Origin of the sequence: Georgenia satyanarayanai (assembly GCF_900116375.1) — a bacterium.
Classification (GTDB): Bacteria; Actinomycetota; Actinomycetes; order Actinomycetales; family Actinomycetaceae; genus Oceanitalea; species Oceanitalea nanhaiensis.
Genome location: NZ_UETB01000001.1, coordinates 154,279 through 178,217 on the forward strand (window position 1 = coordinate 154,279; position 23,939 = coordinate 178,217).

The following is a 23,939-nucleotide window of genomic DNA, read 5'->3' on the forward strand; positions in this document are numbered from 1 at the left end:
GCAGGAGCGCACACCCTCGTGTAGACCCGTGCCATGGCAGACGAGGAACGAGAGGCGCTGCACGACGCCCTGCGCATGGCGGCCGTCGCGCTGACGGAGGCCGACATCCCGTTCGCGCTGTGCGGCAGCTACGCGGCCTGGGTGCGGGGGGCGCCGGAGCCGGAGCACGACGCCGACTTCGTCATCAAGGAGGAGCACATCGACCAGGCGCGCGCCGCGATCGGCGCGGCCGGTCTCGACGTCCACGAGCCCGCGGAGAACTGGCTGTTCAAGGCGTACCACAAGGGCCAGCTCGTCGACGTGCTCTACCGGATGTCCGGCGAGCCGGTGCACGACGAGCTCTTCGAGCGGGCCGACGTCCTCGAGGTGCTGGCCGTGCGGATGCCGGTGCTCAGCGCCACCGACGTCATCTCCTCCAAGCTTCGGGTGCTGGGGGAGCACTACTGCGACTTCGGCCGCCTGCTGCCCTTCACCCGCGCGCTGCGCGAGCAGATCGACTGGCAGCGGGTGCGCGACGAGGTCTCCTACAGTCCTTACGCGCGGGCGTTCCTCCAGCTCGTGGAGGACCTGCAGATCATCGAGCCGGCGACGGTGAGCGGAGGCACGGCCGTCAGTCCTGCTGGGCGAGGCGGGTGAGCTCGGCAGGGGAGAGCGGGCGCTCGTAGGGGTCCGGGCGCGGGTCGGGCAGGTCGGGGGAGCCCCAGGCGAGCAGGCGCAGGAGGTGCTCCTCGTCGTCCGGGCTGGTGAGCGGCGCCGGCGCGCCGAGCTCGGCGAGGCAGTCGGCGATGGCGGGGTCGTCGCCCGGGTCCCCGAGGGGCAGGAAGTAGGCCGACCACGCAGCGAGGAAGCCGGCGAGGCTGGTACCGAGGACCGCGAGGGCCGGCTCGTCCAGCGGCGAGCCCATCGTCACGACGAGGGTGCGCTGTGCCTCGGGCACCACCCAGACGCCGAGGACCTCCTCCCCGCCGCTGTCCCCGAGGACGACCAGCTCCTCGGGCACCGGCCAGTCCCACTGGCGCAGCTGCCGGGACCCTCCGGTGACGCCCTGGTGCTCAAGGCCGACGAGCGGGTGGAGGACGAGGTCACCGGAGGCGAGCGACATCCCGTTGCCCGCGGCGTAGAGCTCCCGCACCTCCCGGGGCAACGGGAGTCCGAGCTCGGCCTCCGCTCGGGCGATGAGAGCCTCGTCGGCGGGCTCGCCGAGCTCGATGTGGGCGCCGGCGGCCCGCCAGGCGCGCAGCACGCGCTGGATGTCGGGTGTGGTCATGCCAGCAGTGTGCCGGAGGGGACGTGTCCCCCGAGACGTGCTCCCCGGGGAGAGTTGGCCCGGTATGTGCCGGTATGTCGTCGTGGATGCGCAGCGCGCCGTGTGCCGTCCGCCACATCCCCTCTCTCCTACTTCCGGAGGACGCTGTCCGGTACTAACGTAGGACTGCACCGCCCCGGATCCCGGGTTCCTCCTTCTCCCCCCAGAGGTAGGGACACCGCCCGGGGCGGTGCCTTCATGTCCGGGCAGCGCGGCCGGCCACGCGGGTGCGGAGGTACGGCCGATCTGGTGGTGGCCGTGAACGGAGAGCCCCTACAGGTACTCCTCGATGTCCCCGTCGTCCTCGATGGCGACGCGGAGCCGCGCCTGCTGGAGCTCGTGCTGTGCCGCCACGACGTCGTGCCAGGGCGACCTGCGCGTGGTGGTGGTCTCCGGGGTCGTCGAGGTGATCGGTCGCTTGCCCATGGGTTCCCTCCCGTTGGGTGCCGGCGCCACCGCCCGTGGCGCCGATCAACAGCTGGCCCCAACGTAGCCCGGACCTGGGCGTAAACCCGGTGCTTTCGGGCAAATCGGGCCTTTGCAGGGCGCGCGCCTCCGTCGAAAGGAGGGGGACTTGCTCACGCACCGTCGTCGGTGCCCCAGGTGGGGCTTGAACCCACGACCGACGGATTATGAGTCCGCTGCTCTGACCGGCTGAGCTACTGGGGCGCGGGCGGCGGGCCGCCACGGCCCGGCAATCCTAGCGGCCGGTCGGCGGGATACCGTGAGGGCGTGCCGATCTTCCGTCGTTCCGCCCGCCTGCCCGACGCCGTCGCCGCGCACCTGCCCAAGGCTGACCGGCCGCTCGCCTTCGCCGCGATGACGAACGGCTCCTTCGCCGTCGTCGCCCGCGACGCGCTGATCGTCGTCGGCGAGGACGGGCTCGGTCAGCGCACCGCGTGGCACGAGATCGAGAACGGCTCCTGGGACGGGGAGACCCGCACCTTCACGATCACGTGGGCCGACCGGGAGCGCCCCGAGCAGCCGCTCGTCCTCGAGTCCGACGACGTCGAGGTGCTCACCTCCGCGCTGCGCGAGCGCGTGCAGGCCTCCGTCGTCCACCACGAGACCGTCGAGATCGGCGGCACCCGCGTGCGGGCCGTGGTCCGCCGTCGGGAGGACGGGAGCCTGTACTCCCAGGTCACCGCCTTCGGCCCGCTGCCCCGCGGCGAGGACGCGGACCGGGAGATCGACGAGCTCGAGCGGAGGGTCCGCGAGGCCGTCGGCCTGACCTCCTGAAGTGCGGCCCAACTCACAGCCCGGGCGCCCGGGGGCGACTCCCGGACCACGCCGCCGTCCTGTTAGAGTCGATCCGCACGATCCCGCGTAGCTCAATTGGCAGAGCATCCGACTGTTAATCGGACGGTTACTGGTTCGAGTCCAGTCGCGGGAGCCGACAAGGCCCGGACCCTCACGGTTCCGGGCCTTTGTGCTTCCTGCGTTCGCGGCCGGCCGCGCCGGCGCGCACCATGGCAGGGCCCAACACCCACGCACCCGGGAGGCCCACGCATGACCAAGATCCCCACCGTCACGCTCAACACCGGCACGACGATGCCCATCCTCGGCTTCGGCGTCTTCCAGGTGCCTCCGGAGGAGACCGAGCGGGTCGTCACCGATGCGCTCGCCGCCGGCTACCGCCACCTCGACACCGCGGCCGGGTACCGCAACGAGGAGGCCGTGGGGCGCGCGATCGCCGCCAGCGGCATCCCGCGCGAGGAGCTCTTCATCACCACCAAGCTGTGGAACCACGACGGCGGCGAGGAGGGCACCCGCCGCGCCTTCCAGACCTCGCTGGAGAAGCTCGGTCTCGACTACCTCGACCTCTACCTCATCCACCAGCCCTTCGGTGACTACTACTCCTTCTGGCGTGCGATGCAGGAGCTGCACCGGGAGGGCGCGGCCAAGGCGATCGGCGTCTCGAACTTCTTCCCCGACCGCCTCGTCGACCTCGTCCAGCACAGCGACGTCGTCCCGGCCGTCAACCAGATCGAGACCCACCCCTTCTACCAGCGCACCACCGACCAGGAGGTCATGGCGGGCCTGGGCGTGCAGATCGAGTCGTGGGGCCCGCTCGCCGAGGGCAAGAACGACATCTTCACCAACTCCACCCTCACGTCGATCGGCGAGGCGCACGGCAAGACCGTCGCGCAGGTGGCCCTGCGCTGGCTCGTGCAGCGCGACATCGTCGTCATCCCCAAGTCGGCGCGCCCGGAGCGGATGGCGGAGAACATCGACGTCTTCGACTTCGAGCTGAGCGAGGAGGAGATGGGCCGCATCGCCGAGCTCGAGACGGGTCGGTCGATCGCCCTCGACCACCACGACCCCGAGGTGGCCAAGCGCCTCGGTGGCATCCGGCTCGACTGACCCCGTGTGGCGGGCGTTCCGCCGTCGTCGCCATGACGACGACGGCGGAGCGTTCGCTCCGCCCTGGTAGCATCGTCCCCGCAATCCCGCGTAGCTCAACGGCAGAGCATCCGACTGTTAATCGGACGGTTGCTGGTTCGAATCCAGCCGCGGGAGCAGGAAGGGCCCTCCTCCGGGAGGGCTTTCGCGTCGGTCAACGCCTCCGGCCGCGGACCGCCAGGACCCGTTTGCTGCGCGGCGGCAGGTTGGTGCCCTTACTGTCGCTCCATGGAGTGGACTGGTCCGGTCATCGACCTCGTGGTCGGGCTGGTCGCAGCCGCCGCAGGCGTCTTCATGGGTCTGCGCGCGGACCGGCACATCGAGCGGCGCCGTCAGAGGCGTCGAGAGACGCTCCTTGTACAGGCGCTTCTCAATCGCCTCGCGAGCAGGCGAGCGTTCAGCCACTCTGCGGACGTCGGCCTGGTTGACGATGAGGAGGATCGCCGTCGCTGCAACGGTTCCGTCCTGGATCTGCGAGACCGGATCGCTGGGCTCTGCGACCAGATCGAGGAGCTCGACGGTGCGGTGGTGAAGGCTCTCCGCCAGATGGAGGCCGACTGCGCGGCCTACCTCAACCATGTCGACGTCCACGAGACGCGATATGCCATCGCCCTTGTTCGGCTGCGTGATCGCCTCTACGTCTCGGGCCTGGCTCTGAAGGACATCGTTCCTGAGCTGAACGTGCTGGTTCCGGGGAGCTGGACGCCACGGGAGCCGGAGTGGTTGACGCTGTAGGTAGGTGCGATCGGATCGAGAGAGGTCGTCGGGGATGGCACCAGCGAAGGGCCCCGTCAGGCGATCGCCTGACGGGGCCCTTTCTCGCTCAGCCGGTCACCCGGTGGTGGTCGTCCGGCGGCGGGCGACGAGCCCACCCCCGCCCGCCACCAGGAGCAGCGCGAGCAGCAGGGCGGTGAGCTCCACACCGGTCACGGGCAGGCCCCCGCGGCCCGGACCGTCCGGTCCGCCCGCGGCCTGCGGGGTGGCGCCGTCGGTCGGCCCGTCCGTCGGTGCCGGGGAACCGGTCGGCGGCTCCGTCGGCTCCTCGGTGGGCGGCGTCGTCGGCTCCTCGGCCGCGTCCACGAGCTGGCCCACGCCCCACCGCGCGGTGCTCTGGTATCCGAGCCCGGTCGGGTCGGCCCAGTTGCGGATCGAGGTGCGGGTCGCGACGCCGTCGACGGTGCTCGCGTCGTTGACCTGGAAGTCCAGCCCGTGGAAGGTTCCCAGGCCGCCCTCCTCGAGGAGGCTGATGGCCACCTCGACGACGTAGCCGCCCTCGGTCAGCGACGTCGCGCTCTCCACGCGGTTCGCCTGGAACGCCTCGTCGCCGGTGCCGAAGGACACGACGTTCTCGTAGCTGATGCGGATCTGCGTGTCGTCGTAGCGGTACGGGCCGTTCTTGTAGTTGCCCGCGTCGACGTAGATCTCCACCGAGTCCTGCGCCCACGGGTCGCTGTGCTCGGCGTTGAGCTCGTCGTCGGTCACCTCCATGAGGACGTAGAGCGTGTTCTCGTCCCACAGCGTGCGGACGTCGGCCGTCGCCGCCTCGTCGGGATCCGTCCCCTCGGCGAGGAGCGTCTGCTTGTCCGTGGTGACGACGTTCGCCGACTCCCACACGTCCTCGACCTCCCCGTCGACGGCCGGCAGCCCCTCGGCCGGTGCCACCTCGAGGTAGGACAGCGGCTCCACGAGCGTGAGCTGCGCGAGCGTTCCCGGCGAGCTCCACCCGGCCGCTCCGTCCTCACCGACGACCCGCAGGTCGAAGCCGAGGAGGTCACCCTCGGTCGCGGCGTCGAGCGGCACGTGGACGACGGCGAGCCAGGCGTCGTCGAGGTCCTCGGTGATCGCCTCGGCGTCGCCCGAACCGTCGCGCGCGACGGTGTAGGAGTCCTCGCCGACGACGATCTCGATGGCGTCCGCGTCGCCCGTGACGGCGGCGAGCACCGTGAGGTGGTCCTCCGCCCAGCGCAGCTGGAACGCCGCGAGCTCCTCGAGCTCGTCGTCCTGCACCGTGTGGAGCGGGAGCTGAGCCCACTCGACGGCGTCCCACGCGTCGTCGTCGAGGGCGACGTCACCGGCGAAGACGAACGCCGAGCGCTGGCGGGCGGGCAGCTCGTCGCTGTCCACGGCGCCGTAGTACGCGGGCTTGGCGGTGAGCGTGCCGTCGAACAGCAGCGGCGCGCCGTTGTCGTTGCGCCAGCTGCGGGTGTCGATGAGCCCCCAGACCGTCACCGAGTACAGGTCCTCGGCGTACTCCCGGAAGACACGGAACGCGTCGCGGTAGTAGTAGCCCTGCTCGACGAGCAGCGCCTGCGTCACCGGCGTGCCGGTGGTGACGTCGAGCTCGGTGACCACCTGGACGAGCCCGGTGTCCTGGAAGCGGACGATCGCGTCCTCCAGCGCCTGGACCGGCATGGCGAGGTTGACGTGGAACTGGTGGCCCACGCCGTCGATCGGCACGTCCCGGTCGACGAGCCGGTGGACGAGGTCGTAGTAGCGGGTCTGCTTGCCGGACTGCTCGGTGTTGTAGTCGTTGATGAACAGCGTGACCGGGCGGTCGGTGCCCGGGGCGGCGTAGACGTCGTTGAACGCCTCGTCGGCGTACTCGAAGGCGAGGTCGATGAACTCCTCACCGAGGATCCGGTACCACTCGCTGCGGCGCAGCCCGTCGGAGAACTCCCCGCTGTCGGAGACGACCTCGTTGACGACGTCCCAGGCGTTCAGCGGGTTCGTCGCACTGCCGAACAGGCCGTACTCGTCGCTCATCGTCTCGGCGATGGAGAAGATGTGCTCCCGCATCCGCTCGCGCAGGACCGCCTGGTCCGCCTCGCTGGTGGTGAGCGGCTCGCCGCCCTCGTCCTGGAAGAACCAGGCCGGGGTCTGGCTGTGCCACACGAGCACGTGGCCGTACACGTCGAGGTCCTCGGCCTGGGCGAAGTCCATGATCGCCGCAGCCTCCGGGTGCATCCGGAAGGTGCCCTCGTCGTCGTACCAGGCCTCGGGCTTCATGTGGTTCTCACCGGTCACCTGGGTGAAGTGGCGGGTGGTGAGGTCCGCGGAGTCGCCGAGGGTCTCGCGCCGGTCGATCGCCACGCCCACGGGGAAGGGCACGGTGTCCTGCAGGGGCGTGAGGTCCTCGATGCCGGTGCTGTCCTGGGCACGGATCGTCACGTCGTCGACGAGGAAGTCGCCGTCGCCACCGGTGTTGTAGCTCGTCTCGAAGTAGATCCGGGCGCTGTCCGCGGCCGGCATCGTGAAGGTCGCCGTCACCTCGGTCCAGTCCGAGGAGGTGACGCCGGGGACCTGGGCGACGGTGTCGAACGCGTCGGCGCCGTCGGTGGTGCGCTGCATGCTCAGCCAGATGTCGTCGGTGTCCTCACCGGCCGCCATCTTCACCCAGGCGGTGACCTCGTAGGTGGTGCCCGTCTCGACCCGTCCGGTGAGGTCGAGGCCGATGCCGTCACCCTGGGAGGTGCGGCCCGCGACGAGGGCAGCCTGCGCGCCGCCGTGCGCCTCGGCGTCCGTCACGGACACCGTCGGGTCGCCGTCCGCGTCGCCGCGCGGCTCCCAGCCCTGCAGGCCGTCCTCGAAGTCGAAGGTCAGGTCGAGCGGCGCGACGGAGTCGAGGAGCCCGCCGCTGGGCAGCGCGAAGGTGAAGCCCTCCGCGAGCCGCTCGGTGACGACGGTGCGGACGGCCGCGATCGAGTTTCTCCGGTCGCCGCCGCCGTCGTGCACGAGGACGACGGCGCCCGGGGCGACGGCGGTGCGCAGGTTCGCCGTCAGCGTCGCCTCGGACAGGTCGTTGCCGTCCCAGTCGAAGATGAGGTTGCCCAGGCCGAGCGGCTGCATGCCGAGCGCGACGGCCACCTCGGGCGTGACGCCCCAGCTGCCGTTCGGCGCCCGGAAGTAGGGGACCGGGTGGTCGGGGTCGTCGAGCGCCCCGCGGATGATGGCGAGGTTCTCCTTGAGGTCGGCCTCGACCTCCTCGTGGGACCACGCGCCCATGTCGGCGTAGCTCGTCGTGTGGTTGCACAGGGTGTGGCCCTCGTCGACCATCCGGCGCAGCAGCTCCGCGCCGCCCTCGGCCTGGATGTTCTGGCCGATGACGCAGAACGTCGCGGTGAGGTCGTTCTCCGCGAGGTAGTCGAGGAGGTCGGCGGTCTCGCCGGGGTTCGGGCCGTCGTCGAAGGTCAGCGCGGCGACGTCGCCGGTGCCGCGCGCCGTCGTCACCTGGGCCTCGACCGGGTCGGTCGCCCCGCCCGGGACGAAGTCCGGGTCGGGGGTGGGCTCCCACCCGTCGTCGTCTCCGCCGTCGGGTGCCGCGGTGATGAGGAGGTCGTCGAGGAGGTAGGCGTAGGTGCCCTCGGGGAGGTCGCCGGTGCCGATGTAGACCTGGCCGTCCGCGGGCGCCGTGAGGGTGCCCGTGACGGTGGTCCAGGCGTCGGCGGTCATCGTCGTGTTGCCGATCCACGTGTAGTCCGGCTTCATGACGAAGCGGACGCCGGCCTCGCCGGGCGTGCCCTCGGCGAGCCGGGCGCGCATCGAGAAGGTGTACTCGGTGCCCTCCTCGAGGAGCCCGGCCGGCGTCTGGATGCCGATGTAGTCGGCGGTCCGGCCCGCGACCTGCAGGGCCTTGCCACCCCCGTCGACCTCGACGACGGAGAGGGTGGGCTCACCGCTGAGCGTCCACGGCTCCCAGGAGCCGTCCTCGAAGTCGGTGCTCGCGACGACGACGGGGTCGCCTGCCGCCGCAAGGGCCGGAGTGTCACCCGGCGCTGCCGCAGCCGTGACCCCTCCGGTCATCGTCAGGGCCAGCAGGCCGGCCCCCAAGGGTCGCCAACGTGGTCGGTTCCGCGTCATGTCTGCTCCTTCGCAGATCGTCAACTGGTGCCGGACAGCACGGTAACCGAGTTCGAAAACGATGTCGATAACGGTGTCGAGATTCGGGGACGACGGACGACGCCGGACGCCCGGCTGGAATGGCTCCAGCCGGGCGTCCGGTGTTCGTCGCGCCGCCGGCGGCGCCGGGTCTCAGCCTGCCGTGGGCCGGCGGATGCCCAGGGTGTCGGTGCCGTCACCGTTCCAGTCACCCACGTGCACCTCGTCGCCCAGGCGGCCGAAGGTCAGCACCGTGTCCGCCTCCCCGCCACGCAGGGAGTTGTTCACGTAGTACGTGCGACCCCGCTGGACGGCCAGGGTGTCGCTCCCGTTGCCGTCCCAGTCACCGGTCAGGGTGACGTCACCGGCCCGGCCGTAGGTGAACACCGTGTCCGCGTCCCCACCACGCAGGGAGTTCTTCACGTGGTACGTCGCGGCCCGGCGCACCGCGAAGGTGTCCGTCCCGTTGCCGTCCCAGTCACCCACGAGCACCATGTCGGCCTCCCGGCCGTAGTGGAACACCACGTCGGCGCCCCCACCGGTCAGGGAGTTCTTCACGTGGTACTCGGCCCCGCGACGCACCGCGAAGGTGTCGGTGCCGTCCCCGTCCCAGTCACCCACGAGGATGACGTCGTCGGGCCGCCCGTAGGTGAGCACGACGTCCGCGTCCCCACCCTGCTGGGCGTTGGACACGTGGAACCGGTTCCCGCGCCGCACGGTGATGGTGTCCTGGCCGTCACCGTCCCAGTCACCGATGAGCACCTCATCGACCCAGCGGCCGTACATGAAGTGCACGTCCGTGGACCCGGCCCAGCTGTTGGACAGGTGGAACTCGGCGGTCCGACGGTCGGTCGGCTCCTCGGGCTCGTCCGGTCCGGGGGAGACGACCACCACGGCGCTGTCCGCCGAGGCCTCGAGGATGTCGAAACCGGCGAACTCGGCCGTGACGGTGTGCTCGCCCGGGGCGAGGTCGGCCGGCAGGGTCGCCGTGGCGACGCCGTCCTCGAGGAGGACCGTCTCGGACCACGAGCCGGCGCTGAAGGTCACCTCGCCCCCGGTCTCGAAGGTGTCCTCCGCCGTGACGGTGGCGGTGACCGAGGCGGTCTCACCCTCCTGGACCTCCGCGTCGACGGTGAGCTCCGTCGTCGTCGACACGTCCTCGTTCTCGATGCCGCGGATGTCGTTCCACTCCCGGAGCGTGATCGGGATGACGGTGCCGTGACGGGGGCGCGGGACGCCGGCGTTGGTCATGGTGATCTGCTCGGCGTCCCAGGTCTCGGCCTCGATGTCCTCGCTGCACGCCGCCTGGTAGCCGCCGCCGTTGGTGTAGCGGTCACCCCACAGGTAGAACTCGCCGGGGCACGCCGTGTCACCGGGGTTCGCCCGGAAGAGGACCGGGCCCTCGTAGCCCTGGTTGGGGTCCCACGTGGTGCGGCCCAGGGCGGGGGCGAGCAGCTCCCAGTTGTCGAGGTCGCTGTCGAGGAAGTCGGTGTGCTTCTCGGAGAAGAGGTCGGACCCGGCGTTGCCCGCCTCGTCCTTCGTCACGCGGTAGTAGTAGTCGCCCACCTTGAGCGCCGTGGTGTCGATCGAGGACCGCGGGAAGGGGTCCTGCCACACCTGGGGCTCGGAGAAGGTCTGGAAGTCGCGCGTGATGTTGTACCACATCTGGGCGTTGCCCTGGCCGGTGCGGTTGACCGGGTCGTCCCACAGCGACTGGGCCCAGAACACGGCGTAGGCGCCGATCTCCTCCACCCACAGCGACTCCGGCGCGAAGGCGTTGCCGGCCTGGTCCGGAGCGACCTGGACGTGCCGCTGCGGCGTCCAGTTGACGAGGTCGTTGGACTCGAAGACCTCGATGTTCTGGGTGTCGTTGATGTTGTACCCGCCCTGGTCGTACCAGTTGAGGTCGGTGGCGATCATGTAGAAGGTGTCGCCGTCGGGGGAGCGGACGATGTGCGGGTCGCGCAGACCCTGGTCGCCCAGCTGGGAGATGAGCGAGGGCTGCCCGCCGGTGAGGCCGGTCCAGTCGAGGGCGGTGTTGCCGTTCGACGTCGCGAACATGATCTGCTCGCCGTCGGCGATGTTCTCGCCCTTGAAGTAGCCGAGGAAGTAGCGCTCGTACTCCTCGACGCGGGGCATGGCCCTGACGGTGGCCTCGAAGGTCTTCGTCTCCGACGCCTCGCCCTTGGTGGCGGTCGCGGTGAGAGTGACGTCCGCGTCCGGGTGGCCGTAGGCCGGGCGGGTCACCTCACCGGTCGGGCTCACCAGCTCGGGTGCGCTGGACTCCCACGTGATGGTCGAGCCGAACTCGCCCTCCGCGGGCAGGGTGATGTTCCCGCGGACGTCGTCGGTGGCGTAGAGCTCGAGGTCGTAGATGTCCCGCTCGACGGCCGGGCCGTCCTGGAACTCCGCCTTGACGGTGACCTCGATGTCCCGGGTGACGACCTCGCTGCCCTTGCTGACGGTCGCCGTCAGCGTCGCCGTGGCGTCGGGCTCCCCGACGGCGGGCCGGGTGATGCGGCCGATGACGTCGACCTTCGGGGCGCTCGCCGGCGGGGTGACGACCTCGACGACGGACGGGTCGGAGGACTCCCAGGTGATCGTGGAGCCGGCCACCGTGCCGAACTTGGGCAGCGTGATGTCACCGACGATGGCCTCGACGAGGCCGAGGTCGATCGCGGCGGCGTCCTCCTGGGCGCCGGTGGCGACCGTCTCGGCGGCGAGCGCGGCCGCGTCGTCGGCGTCCACGGCGCGGTCGTAGACGCGGAAGTCCTTGAGGGTCCCGCGGAAGGAGTAGTCGCCGGACGTCTGGGAGCGACCCAGGAAGTTGCAGTTCGTGCCCGCCTCGGCGTTGACGGACGGGGGCGTGGTGAGGTCGGTTGCCTGGCTCTGCTGGGTGCCGTCGACGTACACCGTGCCGGTCCAGGTGGTGCCGTCCTCGTTGAGGGACTGGGTGTAGGTGACGTGCTTCCAGGCCCCCTCGCGCAGGCGGTCCTGGTACAGCGGCTGGTCCCCGACGACGATGCGGAACCGGGCACCGGGCCGCGCCGAGGTGTTCGAGGCGAAGATGGAGCCCTCGAGCCCCGTGTCGGCGTCGCAGGAGCCGGCCTTGCTGGCCAGGCTCCAGATCTGGTGGTGGCCGACGTTCGCAGGGTCGACCCACACGTCGTAGTCGACGGTGAGCTCCGTCATGCCCGCGGTGAGGTCGTCCGGCAGCTCGACGTACGCACCCTCGAGGGCGGTCTCGTAGGAGTCGGGGTTGAGCCGCACCCCGTCGCCGGTCAGCGTGGCCCTGTCCGGGTTGACGAGCGTGGCCGGCGTCCCGGCGGAGCCGGAGTTCGCCAGCACGGTCCCGCTCGTCTCGTCGAGCTCGAAGTGGTGGACCAGCCCCTCGAGGTCCGGCTCCGCGTCCGGGGAGACGGAGCCCGCAGCTGCCGCGGTGCCGAGCCCGCCGATCCCCACGGTGAGGACGGTGATGGCGCCGAGCAGCCGCGTGCGCCGCTGTCTCGTCGCGGTCAGGTCAGGTGTCATGGATCGCGTACTCCTTCGTCGTGATCGGGCCTGCGAGCGCGCGCGGCTGGAGGGTCCCCCGACCACGGCGCGCGGCCGGTCCGCGTCGGCGTGGACCGGTGGAAATGCGCCTGAGCATTGGATGTTGCCGCTCACATCAACGGGTGTCAAGGGTCCTCTCACGGAGGGGACGCCGACGTCGCCCCGGCGGACCGGTGGCCCGCTAGCCTGGCCCGCGACGGTGAGGGAGCCGTCGCGAGGAGGGGAGATCGCATGGACGCGGACGTCATCGTCGTCGGGGCGGGACTGGCCGGGCTCGTCGCCACGGCCGAGCTCGCAGGTGCCGGACGCCGGGTGGTGCTCGTGGACCAGGAGCCGCTGCAGAACCTCGGCGGGCAGGCGTACTGGTCCTTCGGCGGGCTGTTCCTCGTCGACTCTCCCGAGCAGCGGCGCATGGGCGTGCGCGACGACGTCAAGCTCGCCTGGCAGGACTGGCAGGGCACCGCCGGTTTCGACCGGCCGCGCGAGGACCGCTGGCCCGAGCGCTGGGCACGCGCCTACGTCGACTTCGCCGCGGGGGAGAAGCGCGCCTGGCTGCACTCCCTGGGCGTGCGCTTCTTCCCGGTCGTCGGCTGGGCCGAGCGCGGCGGGACCCTGGCGACCGGCCCGGGGAACTCCGTGCCGCGCTTCCACATCGTGTGGGGGACCGGACCCGGGCTCGTCGCCCCCTTCGCGCGGCAGGTGCGCGCCGCCGTCGACGACAAGCTCGTGCGCCTGGCGCCGCGCCACCGCGTCACCCGGCTCACCACGACCGGCGGCGTGGTCGACGGCGTGGCCGGTCAGGTTCTGGCGCCCGACGCCGCCCCGCGCGGTGAGGCGACCTCCCGCGCCGTCGTCGGGGACTTCACGCTGCGGGCGCAGGCCGTCGTCGTCGCCTCGGGCGGGATCGGCGGGAACCACGAGCTCGTGCGCCGCTGGTGGCCGCAGTCCCTCGGAGCACCGCCGCAGCGGATGCTCACCGGCGTGCCCGCCTACGTCGACGGCTCGATGCTCGAGGTCGCGGCCGACGCGGGCGCGAGCCTCGTCAACCGCGACCGCATGTGGCACTACACCGAGGGCATCGAGAACTACGCGCCCGTGTGGCCCGGGCACGGCATCCGCATCCTGCCCGGCCCGTCGTCGCTGTGGCTCGACGGCGCCGGCCGCCGGCTGCCCGCCCCGCTCTTCCCGGGCTTCGACACCCTCGCCACCCTGCGCCACCTGCGCGCCACCGGCTACGACCACAGCTGGTTCGTCCTCACCCAGCGGATCATCGAGAAGGAGCTCGCCCTCTCGGGCAGCGAGCAGAACCCCGACCTCACCGGGAAGGACCTGCGCCGGCTCGCCGAGCGGCTGCGCCCCGGCGCACCCGGCCCGGTGGCCGAGTTCATGCGGCGAGGGGCGGACTTCGTCGTCGCGGACACGCTCGAGGAGCTCGTCGCGCGGATGAACCGGGTGACGCCGGAGGCGCCCCTCGAGCTCGACGTCGTCGCCCGGGAGGTCCACGCGCGCGACCGGGAGATGGCCAACGAGTTCACCAAGGACGCCCAGGTGACGGCGCTGCGCCAGGCCCGCACCTACCGCGGGGACCGGCTCATCCGCGTCGCCCCGCCCCACCGTCTCCTCGACCCCGCGGCCGGGCCGCTCGTCGCGGTCAAGCTCCACGTCCTCACCCGCAAGTCCCTCGGCGGCATCGAGACCGACCTCGACGGCCGGGTCCTCAGCGCCGACGGAACCGCGCTTCCCGGCCTCTTCGCTGCCGGTGAGGCGGCGGGCTTCGGCGGAGGAGGGGTGCACGGCTACCGCTCGCTCGAGGGCACCTTCCTCGGCGGCTGCCTCTTCTCCGGCCGCCAGGCCGGGAGGGGCGCCGTCGCGGCCACGTAGCCCAACCTCACCGGCGAGCCGGAGCCACCCGCGCCGGCTCGCCGTCGTCGGCGCCCGGTCATCGTGTGGGGTTCGTGCTCTCCTGGAACCCGAACCCCACACGATGGCCGAGGGGCACACAGCGCGAGAGCGTGATCCCGAGCACTGCGTGAGCCGTGGGAAACTGATGCCCATGGCTATGCGAGACATCCGCGTCGTGGGTGACCCCGTCCTGCGCACCCCGTGCGAACCGGTCACGGACATCGACGAGCGCGTCAAGGCCCTCGTCGAGGACCTCCTCGAGACGGTCGACCACGAGGGGCGGGCAGGACTGGCCGCCAACCAGATCGGTGTCAGCCTGCGCGCGTTCTCGTGGAACATCGACGACGAGATCGGCTACGTCCTCAACCCGCGCCTCGTCGAGGTCTCCGAGGAGGAGTACCAGGACGGCGACGAGGGCTGCCTGTCCGTGCCGGGGCTGTGGTTCCCCACCGAGCGCGCCTGGTACGCCCGCGTCGAGGGCACCGACCTGGACGGCAAGAAGGTCGTCGTCGAGGGGGAGGAGCTCATGGCCCGCTGCCTCCAGCACGAGTGCGACCACCTCGACGGCATGCTCTACATCGACCGCCTCGAGCGTGCCCAGCGCAAGAAGGCGATGCGCGCGATCCGCGAGATGCTCTGAGCTCTTTCGCCCACGCCGATTGTCGGTTAAAGTAAGCGGCTGGTCCGGCCCTCGGACCTCACCTTGGGGAGGGTGTGTGCTCAACCGCTGGAACCTCACCGCGCGCTACGACCGCGACCTCGGTCGTCAGGCCAGCGCGCTGTGTTGTCGTCCCTGAGCACCCGCGGGACCTGAGCCCCGGACGCCCCCGGCAACGACGCCGACCCTGAACCACCTCGCCGACCCGTGTCGGCACGCGTCCGAGTACCCGCGCCGACGCACGCGTCGTTCGCGTGCGCCGCCACCCTTGTCACCTTCGCGTACCCGGAAAGGCAGCCATGTCCACGTCCACTGCACCCACCCGACGGCGTCTGCGGGCCCCGTCCTTCACCGTCCAGATCCTCGCCGCCCTCGTCCTGGGCGTGCTGCTGGGCTGGTGGGCCCTCGCCATCGGGGAGGGCCCCAACGAGGAGCCCAACGGCCTCACCGTCGCGCTCAGCACCATCGGCTCGACCTTCGTCAGCCTGCTGCGCGCCACCGTGCCGCCGCTCGTCTTCACCGCGATCGTCGCCTCGATCGCCAACCTGCGCGGTGTGGCCAACGCGGCCCGCCTCGCCGGCCAGACGCTCCTGTGGTTCGCCATCACCGCGGCGGCCTCCGTGGTCATCGGCATCGGCCTGGGCCTGCTCATGCAGCCGGGCATCAACACCTCCGTCGGTGCCGACGCCGCGAGCGACCCGGGGCGCTCCGGCAGCTGGCTCGACTTCCTCAGCGGACTCGTGCCGGTGAACTTCCTCGGGCTCGAGACCTCCGCCTCGCTCCAGACGAGCGAGGCCGGTGACATCACCGGCGTCGGCAGCTCGCTGAGCTTCAACGTCCTGCAGATCCTCGTCATGGCCCTGGTCGTCGGCATCGCCGCGCTCAAGGTGGGGGACAAGGCCGAGCCGTTCCTCTCGGTCAACCGCTCGCTGCTCGCCATCATCCAGAAGGTGCTGTGGTGGATCATCCGCCTCGCGCCGCTCGGCACCCTGGGCCTCATCGGCCGCGCGATCGCCACCTACGGCTGGGACGCCCTCGCGCCGCTCGGCACCTTCGCCGGCGCCGTCTACATCGGTCTCGCGCTCGTCCTCCTCGTCGTCTACCCGATCGTCCTGCGGACCAACGGGCTCGGCGTCATGCGCTTCTTCCGTGGCGCGTGGCCGGCGATCCAGCTGGCCTTCGTCTCCCGCTCCTCGATCGGCACGCTGCCGCTGACCCAGCGGGTGACCGAGCGCAACCTCGGTGTCCCGCCGGCCTACGCGTCCTTCGCCGTGCCGCTGGGTGCGACGACCAAGATGGACGGCTGCGCCTCGATCTACCCGGCCCTCGCCGCGATCTTCGTCGCCCAGTTCTTCGGCCTGGAGCTCGCGGTCACCGACTACCTGCTCATCGCGTTCGTGTCCGTCGTCGGCTCCGCGGCGACGGCGGGGCTCACCGGAGCGCTCGTCATGCTCACCCTCACGCTGTCCACCCTGGGTCTGCCGCTCGAGGGTGTGGGCCTCCTCCTCGCCATCGACCCGATCCTCGACATGGGCCGTACGGCGACGAACGTCGCCGGCCAGGCGCTCGTGCCGACCGTCGTCGCCAAGCGCGAGGGGATCCTCGACGTCGAGCGGTACAACTCCGCCAACGCCGAGAACCTCTTCTCGGACGAGGACGAGGAGCGTGCCGCCGAGGCGCCCGAGCAGGTGAGCGGGCGGCCCGCGGCCGCCGAGCCGCAGCCGGCACGCGCCTGAGCCGAGCGCCGGGACGGCTCCTGACGTGGAGGGCCGTCCCGGCGCCGGTGTGGCATGATGAGCGCGTTACGTCGTGATCGTGACGAGCCGCTGGTTCCAGCACTGAGGTCGTAGGGGAAGACGTACCTCAACCGGAACCAGGAGGGTCGACATGAGTGGTGCCATCACCCGCGGCGTCATCTTCGTGCACTCTGCGCCCCGTGCGCTGTGCCCGCACATCGAGTGGGCGGCGGGGACGGTCCTCGACGGCCGTGTCTCCCTGGAGTGGACGGAGCAGCCTGCCGCGCCCGGACTCTTCCGCGCCGAGTACTCCTGGGCCGGGCCCGTGGGTACCGGGGCACGCCTCGCCTCGGCGCTGCGCGGCTGGACGCACCTGCGGTACGAGATCACCGAGGACCCCGCGCCCGGCGTCGACGGCGGACGCTGGTCCCACACGCCGGAGCTGGGGATCTTCCACGCCCAGACCGACGCGCACGGTAACGTCGTCGTCCCCGAGGACCGCATCCGCGCCGCCCTCGAGTTCGCCGCCGACCCGGCCCGGATGCGCCACGAGATGAACCTCGCCCTCGGCCAGGCCTGGGACGACGAGCTCGAGCCCTTCCGCTACGCCGGCGCCGGCGCCCCGGTGCGCTGGCTCCACCGCGTCGGCTGACCCTCACCTCGAGTACGCACGAACGGTCACCCAGCACCTCCGGAACGGGGGCGGTGGTGACCGTTCGTGCGTACTCGCGTGGGAGGGTGGGGTGCGCGACGTGTCAGCGGAGGAGGGCCGCGGCCTCCTGGCGGGACTCGGCCGGCTCCAGCAGGTGCTGCAGCGATGGCGGCACGGGCTCACCGCGCCGGCGCATCGCCGTGCCCCACAGCCGTCCGGCCCGGTAGGACGAGCGCACCAGCGGACCGGCCATGACCCCGAGGAAGCCCATCTCCTCGGCGGCCTCGGACAGGTCGACGAACTCCTCCGGCCGCACCCACCGCTCCACCGGGTGGTGGCGCACGGAGGGACGCAGGTACTGGTTGATCGTCAGCAGGTCACAGCCCGCGTCGCGGAGCTGCTCCATCGCCTCGAGCACCTCGGTCATGGTCTCGCCCATGCCGAGCATGAGGTTGGACTTGGTGACGAAGCCGTCCGCCCGGGCCGACCGGAGCACGCTCAGCGAGCGCTCGTAGCGGAAGCCGGGCCGGATCCGGCGGAAGACCCGCGGCACCGTCTCGACGTTGTGCGCGAGCACCTCGGGACGGGAGGAGAAGACCTCGGCCAGCTGATCGGGCTCGGCGTCGAAGTCCGGGATGAGGAGCTCGACGCCGGTGCCGGGGTTCTGCGCGTGGATCTGGCGCACCGTCTCGGCGTAGAGCCAGGCGCCGCCGTCGTCGAGGTCGTCACGGGCCACGCCCGTCACGGTCGCGTACCGCAGGCCCATCGTGGCGACCGAGCGGGCCACCTTCACCGGCTCGAGCCGGTCGAAGGCGTCGGGCTTGCCGGTGTCGATCTGGCAGAAGTCGCAGCGCCGGGTGCACTGGGAGCCGCCGATGAGGAAGGTCGCCTCGCGGTCCTCCCAGCACTCGAAGATGTTCGGGCAGCCGGCCTCCTCGCACACCGTGTGCAGGCCGTTGCCGTGGACGAGCTGCTTGAGGTCCCGGTACTCCGGGCCCATCGTCGCGCGGGTCTTGATCCAGGCCGGCTTGCGCTCGATCGGGGTCTGCGCGTTGCGGGCCTCGACCCGCAGCATGCGGCGGCCCTCGGGGGCGATCGTCATGGTTCTCCGTTCGGGCTGGCAGCTACGGGGCAGGGACGGCTGACGGGGCGAGGACCGCGGGGCCGCTCGGCGGGGCGCCGTCGTCGGGCGGTGAGGCCAGGCACGGGGCCACGGCGGCGGGCAGGTGGCGCTCCACGGCGTCGGCGACGTCCAGCACGGTGACCGGCCGACCGGCCTCCATGGCCAGCGACGTGACGCCGGCGTCGCTGATCCCGCAGGGGACGATGCTGGAGAAGGGGCTGAGGTCGGCGTCGGCGTTGACCGCCACCCCGTGCATGGTGACCCCGCGGGCGACCCGGACGCCGACGGCGGCGAGCTTGCGTTCCGGGGTGCCCGCGACCCAGACGCCCGACCGGCCCGGGACGCGACCGCCGGTGACACCCCACTCGGCGGCCGTGTCGATGACGGCCTGCTCCAGGGCGCGGACGTAGGCGACGACGTCGACCGGGTCGGCGAGCCGCACGATCGGGTAGGCGACGAGCTGCCCCGGGCCGTGCCAGGTGAGGCGCCCGCCGCGGTCGACGTCGACGACGTCGCTGCCGTCGGTGGGCCGCTCTGAGCGCGCGGTGCGCCGCCCGGCGGTGTAGACGCTCGCGTGCTCGAGGAGCAGCACGGTGTCCGGACGGCGCCCCGTGACGACGTCGTCGTGGATCTCCCGCTGCAGCGCCCAGACGTCTCGGAAGCCCACCAAGGAGATTCCTAGACGCAGTCGAACAATGTCCACGCCGGCCACACTACCCGCTCCCCCGCACCCGAGTACGCACCAACGGTCATCAGGCTGCGCCCTTCAGGGGCGCCCCGATGACCGTTTGTGCGTACTCGGCGGGGGTGCGGGGGTGGGGGCGCTGCGTCAGGCGTTGCGCACGGCGAGGGCGACGTTGTGGCCGCCGAAGCCGAAGGCGTTGTTGACGCCCACGACGTCTCCCGAGCGCAGCTCGCGCGGCGTGCCGCGGACGAGGTCGATCTCGAGGTCGGCGTCCATCTCGGTGACGTTGATCGTCGGGGGAGCGGTGCGCTCCTTGATCGCGAGCACCGTGAAGATCGTCTCGAGCGCGCCCGCACCGCCGAGGAGGTGGCCGGTCATCGACTTCGTCGCGGAGATCGTCACGTGGTCGGCCTCGGAGCCCAGGCCGCGGCGGATCGCGGCGGCCTCGATGCCGTCGCCCACGGGGGTGGACGTCGCGTGGGCGTTGACGTGGACGACGTCGCGGCCGGTGACGCCCGCGTCCTCCAGGGCCAGCCGCATGGCGCGCTCCTGGCCCTGGCCGGTGGGGTCGGGCGGCGCGATGGCGTAGGCGTCGGACGTCATGCCGACGCCGCAGACCTCGGCGTACACCCGGGCGCCGCGGGCGGCGGCGTGCTCCGCGCTCTCCAGGACCACGATCCCGGCGCCCTCGCCCATGACGAAGCCGTCGCGGCTCACGTCGTAGGGACGGGAGGCGCCCGCGGGGTCGTCGTTGCGGGTGGACAGCGCCTGCATCTTGGCGAAGGCGGCCAGCGGCATCGGGTGGATCGCGGCCTCGGTGCCACCGGCGACGACGACGTCGGCGCGGCCAGAGCGGATCATCTCCACGCCCATGGCGATCGCCTCGGCGCCGGAGGCGCAGGCGGAGACGGGGGCGTGGGCCCCGGCCCGGGCGCCGACCTCGAGGGAGACGTAGCCGGAGGGGGAGTTGGGCATGAGCATGGGCACGGTCAGCGGCATGACGCGACGCGCGCCGCGCTCCTTGACGGTGTCCCAGGCGTCCAGCAGCGTCCACACGCCACCGATCCCGGAGGAGACCACGGCGCCGAGGCGCTCGGGCTCGACCTCGGGGGCGCCGGCGTCGGCCCAGGCCTCACGCGTGGCGATGACGGCGTACTGCGCGCTGGGGTCCATCTTGCGGGTCTCGTTGCGCGCCAGGACGTCCGCGGCGGGCACGGCGAGCTGGCCGGCGAAGGTCACCGGGATCTCGTAGCGCTCGGACCAGTCGTTCTCGAGGGTGCGCACACCCGAGCGTCCGGCGAGGGCACCGGCCCAGGTGGAGGGCACGTCGCCGCCCAGCGGCGTGGTGGCTCCGAGCCCGGTGACGACGACGGTGGGGGTGGCCATGACAGCTCCTCGGTGTGGCAGGGGTGGGGGACGACCGGGGCGGCGGGGCCGCCCCGGTCGACTCGGTCAGGCGGTCTGGGCGCCCTGGATGAAGGAGACGGCGTCCTGCACGGTCGCGAGGCCCGCGACCTCCTCGTCGGGGATGCGGACCTCGAACTTCTCCTCGGCCAGCGTCACGATCGTCATCATCGACAGGGAGTCGATGTCGAGGTCGTCGGTGAAGGACTTCTCCGGGGTGACGGCGTCGACCGGCAGGCCGGTCTCCTCGTTGACGATCTCCGCCAGTCCAGCCAGGATCTCCTGCTCGCTGTAAGCCATGGGCGTTGCTCCAATTCGGTGTGGGTTGGTTCGAGAAACAGTGTGGTCTACGACGTGCTCGCCGCTCGGGGTGACGCGCCCGTCACGGCAGGGCCACCACCTGGGCGGCGTAGGCGAGACCGGCGCCGAAGCCGATCTGCAGGGCCAGCGCCCCGGGCTCCACCGCGCCCTCCCGCTGCAACCGCTCGGTCGCGAGGGGGATGGAGGCGGCGGAGGTGTTGCCGGTCTGGGCGATGTCACGGGCGATGACCACGGACTCGGGCAGCCCCAGCTGCTTGGCGAGCTGGTCGATGATGCGCATGTTGGCCTGGTGCGGGATGAACACCTCGATGTCCTCCGGGCGCAGCCCCGCGGCCTCGATGGCCTCCTTCGCGACCTTCGCCATCTCGAAGCTCGCCCACTTGAAGACGGTGGGGCCCTTCTGGCGCAGCGTCGGCCACGACGTGTCCGTCCCGTCGCGGAAGGTGAGCCAGGAGTGCGTCTGGTAGATCGCGTCGGCCTGACCGCCGTCGGAGCCCCACACGGTGGGGCCGATACCGGGGGTGTCGGACGGGCCGACGACGGCGGCGCCCGCGCCGTCGCCGAGGATGAAGGAGATCGTGCGGTCGGTCGGGTCGATGAAGTCCGACATCCGCTCCGCGCCGACGACGAGCACGTAGTCGGCGGCGCCGGCCCGCACGAGCGCGTCGGCCTGGGCGATGCCGTAGCAGTACCCGGCGCACGCGGCGGAGATGTCGTAGGCCGCGGCCGGGGTGGCGCCGATGCGGTCGGCGATGATCGTCGCCAGCGCCGGGGTCTGCTCGAGGTGGGTGACCGTGGCGACGATGACGGCGCCGAGCTGGGAGCCCTCGACACCCGCGGCGGCCAGCGCCTGCCGCGCGGCCTCCTCGGTCATCGCCGCGATCGTCTGCTCCTCCGTCGCCCGGCGGCGCTCGATGATCCCCGTGCGCTGCTGGATCCACTCGTCGGAGCTGTCGATGGGGCCGACGATGTCGTCGTTGGGCACGACGTTCTCGCCACGCACACCACCGATGCCGAGGATGCGCGAGTAGGTGGTGGGCTGCGCCGAGCGCAGGCTGGGACGGGTCATCGGGAGCCTCCGTGCTCGCGCACCAGCTCGCGGGCCGCGTCGATCTGGTCGGGGGACTTCAGGGCGAGGGTCTGCACGCCGGGCAGCGTACGTCGGGCCAGGCCGGTGAGGACACCGGCGGGCGCGAGCTCGATGACGGCGGTGACGCCGAGCTCGAGCATCGTCTCGCAGCACAGGTCCCAGCGGACCGGGCGGGCGACCTGGGCGACGATGCGCTCGATGGCCTCGGCGCCGGAGGTGACGGCGGCGCCGTCGGCGTTGGACAGCAGGGTGGCGCGCGGGTCGGCCGGCGTGATCGCGTCGGCGGCGGCGCGGACCTCGGCGACGGCGGGGGCCATGTGTTCGGTGTGGAAGGCGCCGGCCACCTGGAGCGGGACGACGCGCGCCTTGGCGGGCGGCGCGTCGGCGAGCGCGGCGAGCTGCTCGAGCGTGCCGGCGGCGACGACCTGCCCGCCGCCGTTGACGTTGGCGGCGGTGAGGCCGTGGGCGGTGAGGGCGGCCTCGACCTCGGCCGGGTCCCCGCCGACGACGGCGCTCATCCCGGTGGGCGTGACGGCGGCGGCCGCGGCCATGGCGCGCCCGCGCACCCCGACGAGCGTGAGTGCGTCGGTGGCGCTCAGCGTCCCCGCGACGGCCGCGGCGGCGAGCTCACCGACGGAGTGCCCGGCGGTGACGTCGACGGCAGCGGTGTCCTCACCGAGCAGGGCGCGCAGGGAGAGCAGGGACGCGGCGACGATGAGCGGCTGCGCGTACTGCGTGTCGCGGATCGTCTCGGCGTCCGCCTGCGTGCCGAGCTGGCGCAGATCGGCCGCGGCGGCCTCGCTGAGGGCCTCGAGGGAGGCGTCGAGAGCGGGCAGCTCCAGCCAGGGGCTGAGCATGCCGGGGGCCTGGGCGCCCTGACCAGGGCAGAGGATGGCGAGCACGGATTCCACTCTGCCAACAAAACGACGCCCGCCCACGCCTACGACGCCTACCAACTCGATTCCGGGGCCTTGTGGAGTGTCCACAAAGCCGGGGCTGCGTCGTCGTCGTCGTGCGACGGCCGTCACACCCCGGAGTGGTCACCCGCCCCGGCGGAGAGCCGGCCGACGACGAGCGCCACCTGGAGGACGAAGGCCTCGCGCGGGACGGTCGCGTCCCAGCCGACCACCTGGGAGATGCGGCGCAGGCGGTAGCGCACGGTGTTGGGATGCACGTACAGGGCACGGGCGGCGGCCTCGAGGGAACGGCCCTGGGCGAGGTACTCGCCGAGCGTCTCCAGCAGCGGGCCGCCGGCGGTGGCGAGAGGCCGGTAGATCTCGGCGAGGAGGGTGCGGCGCGCGAGCGGGTCGCCGTTGACGAGCCGCTCGGGCAGCAGCTCGTCGGCCTCGACGAGCTCGGGGGCGTCGGGCCACGCGGGGGCGGCGAGGAGACCGGCGAGGGCGGCGCGGGCGGAGCGTCCGGCGTCGGCGATGTCGGCCACCTGCGGGCCGATGACGACGGTGCCCGGGCGCAGCCGCGGCATGAGGGAGTCGGCGGCGGCGCGCAGCTCCTCGCCGCCCAGGACGATGACGAGCCGGTCGCCCTGGATGCCGACGAGGGCGTCGTGGGCGGCGCGGCGGCAGGCGCGGCGCAGCTCGGCGGTGCTCCGCTCGTCGAGCGGGCCGCGGGTGGTGCCGACGAGGACGACGGTGGAGCCGGTGCCCGACCACCCGAGCGCGGAGGCGCGTGAGCGCAGGGAGGCGTCGGTGTCCCCGCGCACGAGCGAGTCGACGACGAGCGCCTCCAGGCGCGCGTCCCACGCTCCCCGGGCCTCGGCGGCGCGGGCGTAGACCTCCGCGGCGGAGAAGGCGACCTCGCGGGAGTAGCGGAGCACGGCGTCGCGCAGGTCGCGCTGCTGGCCGGGGGCGGCGAGCTGGACGGCGTTGTCCTCGACGACCTCGACGACGAGCCGCACGAGCTGGAGCGTGTGCTGCAGGGAGATGGAGCGGGTGAGCTCGGGCGGCGCGGCCCGGAAGATCTCGGCCGCGTTGTAGGTGGCCGCCGAGGAGCTCTCGTACCAGGTGATGAAGGCGGCGATGCCGGACTGGGCGACGAGCCCGATCCACGAGCGGTCCTCGGCGGCGAGCTCGCGGTACCACGGGATCTCGGCGTCGAGCCGCTTGAGCGCCGCGGAGGTGAGCAGGTCGGTCCCACCCCGGAGACGACGGACGACGTCGGAGCTGTCGTGCGCGTCGGCGGAGGTACTGGCAGGGGCCATGAGCCAGAGCATAG

At 72.1% G+C, this 23,939-nt stretch carries 19 protein-coding genes and 3 tRNA genes; 10 read left to right on the forward strand and 12 right to left on the reverse strand.

Features of this window, described 5'->3' with window-relative positions; genetic code table 11:
* Positions 1-33: 33 nt before the first annotated feature.
* The gene (locus DSZ44_RS00655) at positions 34-636 is read left to right on the forward strand and encodes a nucleotidyltransferase family protein (RefSeq protein ID WP_110850673.1); all 603 of its coding nucleotides are present in this window, start codon (positions 34-36) and stop codon (positions 634-636) included.
* Here DSZ44_RS00655 and DSZ44_RS00660 read toward each other — a convergent pair.
* The 3 genes from DSZ44_RS00660 to DSZ44_RS00665 form a co-directional block, all read right to left on the reverse strand.
* Entirely contained in the window at positions 611-1,267 is a 657-nt protein-coding gene (locus DSZ44_RS00660; RefSeq protein WP_110850674.1) for an SMI1/KNR4 family protein, read from the reverse strand. The two genes, DSZ44_RS00655 and DSZ44_RS00660, sit on opposite strands and share 26 nt — an antisense overlap.
* Before the next feature lie 312 nt (positions 1,268-1,579).
* Positions 1,580-1,732 (reverse strand): hypothetical protein, encoded by a 153-nt coding sequence (locus DSZ44_RS18140; protein ID WP_181424490.1) that lies wholly within the window; start codon positions 1,730-1,732, stop codon positions 1,580-1,582.
* A gap of 169 nt (positions 1,733-1,901) precedes the next feature.
* Positions 1,902-1,975, reverse strand: a tRNA-Ile gene (locus DSZ44_RS00665).
* A 63-nt stretch (positions 1,976-2,038) separates the two neighbouring features.
* Between DSZ44_RS00665 and DSZ44_RS00670 the strand changes: the two genes are divergently transcribed.
* The 5 genes from DSZ44_RS00670 to DSZ44_RS00690 all read left to right on the forward strand — a co-directional run bounded on the left by DSZ44_RS00670 (position 2,039) and on the right by DSZ44_RS00690 (position 4,444).
* A complete protein-coding gene (locus tag DSZ44_RS00670) occupies positions 2,039-2,545 on the forward strand; it encodes a hypothetical protein (protein WP_110850675.1) in 507 nt (168 codons plus the stop codon).
* Positions 2,546-2,626: 81 nt separating this feature from the next.
* Positions 2,627-2,699, forward strand: a tRNA-Asn gene (locus DSZ44_RS00675).
* A 116-nt stretch (positions 2,700-2,815) separates the two neighbouring features.
* On the forward strand, positions 2,816-3,670 hold the full coding sequence (locus tag DSZ44_RS00680; protein ID WP_110850676.1) for an aldo/keto reductase: 855 nt from the start codon (positions 2,816-2,818) through the stop codon (positions 3,668-3,670).
* 84 nt (positions 3,671-3,754) lie between these two features.
* A tRNA-Asn gene (locus tag DSZ44_RS00685) sits at positions 3,755-3,826 on the forward strand.
* A gap of 111 nt (positions 3,827-3,937) precedes the next feature.
* Positions 3,938-4,444: a DUF6650 family protein gene (locus tag DSZ44_RS00690; protein ID WP_110850677.1), complete on the forward strand. Its 507-nt coding sequence runs from the start codon at positions 3,938-3,940 to the stop codon at positions 4,442-4,444.
* A 96-nt stretch (positions 4,445-4,540) separates the two neighbouring features.
* Here the strand turns inward: DSZ44_RS00690 and DSZ44_RS00695 are convergent, their stop codons facing one another.
* Both DSZ44_RS00695 and DSZ44_RS00700 read right to left on the reverse strand, forming a co-directional pair.
* Positions 4,541-8,566: an endo-1,4-beta-xylanase gene (locus DSZ44_RS00695; protein WP_110850678.1), complete on the reverse strand. Its 4,026-nt coding sequence runs from the start codon at positions 8,564-8,566 to the stop codon at positions 4,541-4,543.
* 171 nt (positions 8,567-8,737) lie between these two features.
* Positions 8,738-12,115, reverse strand: a complete 3,378-nt coding sequence (locus tag DSZ44_RS00700) for an immunoglobulin-like domain-containing protein (RefSeq protein ID WP_110850679.1) — start codon at positions 12,113-12,115, stop codon at positions 8,738-8,740.
* Between the two features lie 252 nt (positions 12,116-12,367).
* On the opposite strand from DSZ44_RS00700, the gene DSZ44_RS00705 reads away from it, so the two are divergent.
* The 4 genes from DSZ44_RS00705 to DSZ44_RS00720 all read left to right on the forward strand — a co-directional run bounded on the left by DSZ44_RS00705 (position 12,368) and on the right by DSZ44_RS00720 (position 17,084).
* Positions 12,368-14,017 carry an FAD-binding dehydrogenase gene (locus tag DSZ44_RS00705; RefSeq protein WP_110850680.1) on the forward strand — a complete coding sequence of 550 codons (1,650 nt, stop codon included), beginning with the start codon at positions 12,368-12,370 and terminating at the stop codon, positions 14,015-14,017.
* A 172-nt stretch (positions 14,018-14,189) separates the two neighbouring features.
* The gene (gene def / locus DSZ44_RS00710) at positions 14,190-14,678 is read left to right on the forward strand and encodes a peptide deformylase (protein ID WP_110850681.1); all 489 of its coding nucleotides are present in this window, start codon (positions 14,190-14,192) and stop codon (positions 14,676-14,678) included.
* Between the two features lie 317 nt (positions 14,679-14,995).
* Positions 14,996-16,432, forward strand: a complete 1,437-nt coding sequence (locus DSZ44_RS00715) for a dicarboxylate/amino acid:cation symporter (protein ID WP_110850682.1) — start codon at positions 14,996-14,998, stop codon at positions 16,430-16,432.
* Positions 16,433-16,583: 151 nt separating this feature from the next.
* Complete coding sequence (locus DSZ44_RS00720) at positions 16,584-17,084, forward strand: DUF3145 domain-containing protein (RefSeq protein WP_110850683.1); 501 nt, start codon at positions 16,584-16,586, stop codon at positions 17,082-17,084.
* Between the two features lie 103 nt (positions 17,085-17,187).
* On the opposite strand, the gene lipA is transcribed toward DSZ44_RS00720, so the two are convergent.
* From lipA to DSZ44_RS00755, 7 genes are all read right to left on the reverse strand, one after another.
* Positions 17,188-18,186: a lipoyl synthase gene (gene lipA, locus DSZ44_RS00725; RefSeq protein WP_110850684.1), complete on the reverse strand. Its 999-nt coding sequence runs from the start codon at positions 18,184-18,186 to the stop codon at positions 17,188-17,190.
* 22 nt (positions 18,187-18,208) lie between these two features.
* The gene (gene lipB, locus DSZ44_RS00730) at positions 18,209-18,910 is read right to left on the reverse strand and encodes a lipoyl(octanoyl) transferase LipB (RefSeq protein ID WP_110851275.1); all 702 of its coding nucleotides are present in this window, start codon (positions 18,908-18,910) and stop codon (positions 18,209-18,211) included.
* A gap of 126 nt (positions 18,911-19,036) precedes the next feature.
* On the reverse strand, positions 19,037-20,278 hold the full coding sequence (gene fabF / locus DSZ44_RS00735; protein WP_110850685.1) for a beta-ketoacyl-ACP synthase II: 1,242 nt from the start codon (positions 20,276-20,278) through the stop codon (positions 19,037-19,039).
* Between the two features lie 66 nt (positions 20,279-20,344).
* Positions 20,345-20,596 carry an acyl carrier protein gene (locus DSZ44_RS00740; protein WP_110850686.1) on the reverse strand — a complete coding sequence of 84 codons (252 nt, stop codon included), beginning with the start codon at positions 20,594-20,596 and terminating at the stop codon, positions 20,345-20,347.
* An 82-nt stretch (positions 20,597-20,678) separates the two neighbouring features.
* Complete coding sequence (locus DSZ44_RS00745; protein WP_110850687.1) at positions 20,679-21,686, reverse strand: beta-ketoacyl-ACP synthase III; 1,008 nt, start codon at positions 21,684-21,686, stop codon at positions 20,679-20,681.
* Positions 21,683-22,609 (reverse strand): ACP S-malonyltransferase, encoded by a 927-nt coding sequence (locus tag DSZ44_RS00750; RefSeq protein WP_110850688.1) that lies wholly within the window; start codon positions 22,607-22,609, stop codon positions 21,683-21,685. The genes DSZ44_RS00745 and DSZ44_RS00750 overlap by 4 nt, the downstream gene beginning before the upstream one ends.
* Before the next feature lie 122 nt (positions 22,610-22,731).
* Complete coding sequence (locus tag DSZ44_RS00755; protein WP_258369120.1) at positions 22,732-23,925, reverse strand: PucR family transcriptional regulator; 1,194 nt, start codon at positions 23,923-23,925, stop codon at positions 22,732-22,734.
* Positions 23,926-23,939: the final 14 nt, after the last annotated feature.

Excerpts from the sequence above, each read along its gene's own strand:
- DSZ44_RS00655 (WP_110850673.1), top strand. The coding sequence starts at position 34 with ATGGCAGACGAGGAACGAGAGGCGCTGCACGACGCCCTGCGCATGGCG.
- DSZ44_RS00660 (WP_110850674.1), bottom strand. The coding sequence starts at position 1,267 with ATGACCACACCCGACATCCAGCGCGTGCTGCGCGCCTGGCGGGCCGCC.
- DSZ44_RS18140 (WP_181424490.1), bottom strand. The coding sequence starts at position 1,732 with ATGGGCAAGCGACCGATCACCTCGACGACCCCGGAGACCACCACCACG.
- DSZ44_RS00680 (WP_110850676.1), top strand. The coding sequence starts at position 2,816 with ATGACCAAGATCCCCACCGTCACGCTCAACACCGGCACGACGATGCCC.
- DSZ44_RS00690 (WP_110850677.1), top strand. The coding sequence starts at position 3,938 with ATGGAGTGGACTGGTCCGGTCATCGACCTCGTGGTCGGGCTGGTCGCA.
- DSZ44_RS00695 (WP_110850678.1), bottom strand. The coding sequence starts at position 8,566 with ATGACGCGGAACCGACCACGTTGGCGACCCTTGGGGGCCGGCCTGCTG.
- DSZ44_RS00700 (WP_110850679.1), bottom strand. The coding sequence starts at position 12,115 with ATGACACCTGACCTGACCGCGACGAGACAGCGGCGCACGCGGCTGCTC.
- DSZ44_RS00705 (WP_110850680.1), top strand. The coding sequence starts at position 12,368 with ATGGACGCGGACGTCATCGTCGTCGGGGCGGGACTGGCCGGGCTCGTC.
- def (WP_110850681.1), top strand. The coding sequence starts at position 14,190 with ATGGCTATGCGAGACATCCGCGTCGTGGGTGACCCCGTCCTGCGCACC.
- DSZ44_RS00715 (WP_110850682.1), top strand. The coding sequence starts at position 14,996 with ATGTCCACGTCCACTGCACCCACCCGACGGCGTCTGCGGGCCCCGTCC.
- DSZ44_RS00720 (WP_110850683.1), top strand. The coding sequence starts at position 16,584 with ATGAGTGGTGCCATCACCCGCGGCGTCATCTTCGTGCACTCTGCGCCC.
- lipA (WP_110850684.1), bottom strand. The coding sequence starts at position 18,186 with ATGACGATCGCCCCCGAGGGCCGCCGCATGCTGCGGGTCGAGGCCCGC.
- fabF (WP_110850685.1), bottom strand. The coding sequence starts at position 20,278 with ATGGCCACCCCCACCGTCGTCGTCACCGGGCTCGGAGCCACCACGCCG.
- DSZ44_RS00740 (WP_110850686.1), bottom strand. The coding sequence starts at position 20,596 with ATGGCTTACAGCGAGCAGGAGATCCTGGCTGGACTGGCGGAGATCGTC.
- DSZ44_RS00745 (WP_110850687.1), bottom strand. The coding sequence starts at position 21,686 with ATGACCCGTCCCAGCCTGCGCTCGGCGCAGCCCACCACCTACTCGCGC.
- DSZ44_RS00755 (WP_258369120.1), bottom strand. The coding sequence starts at position 23,925 with ATGGCCCCTGCCAGTACCTCCGCCGACGCGCACGACAGCTCCGACGTC.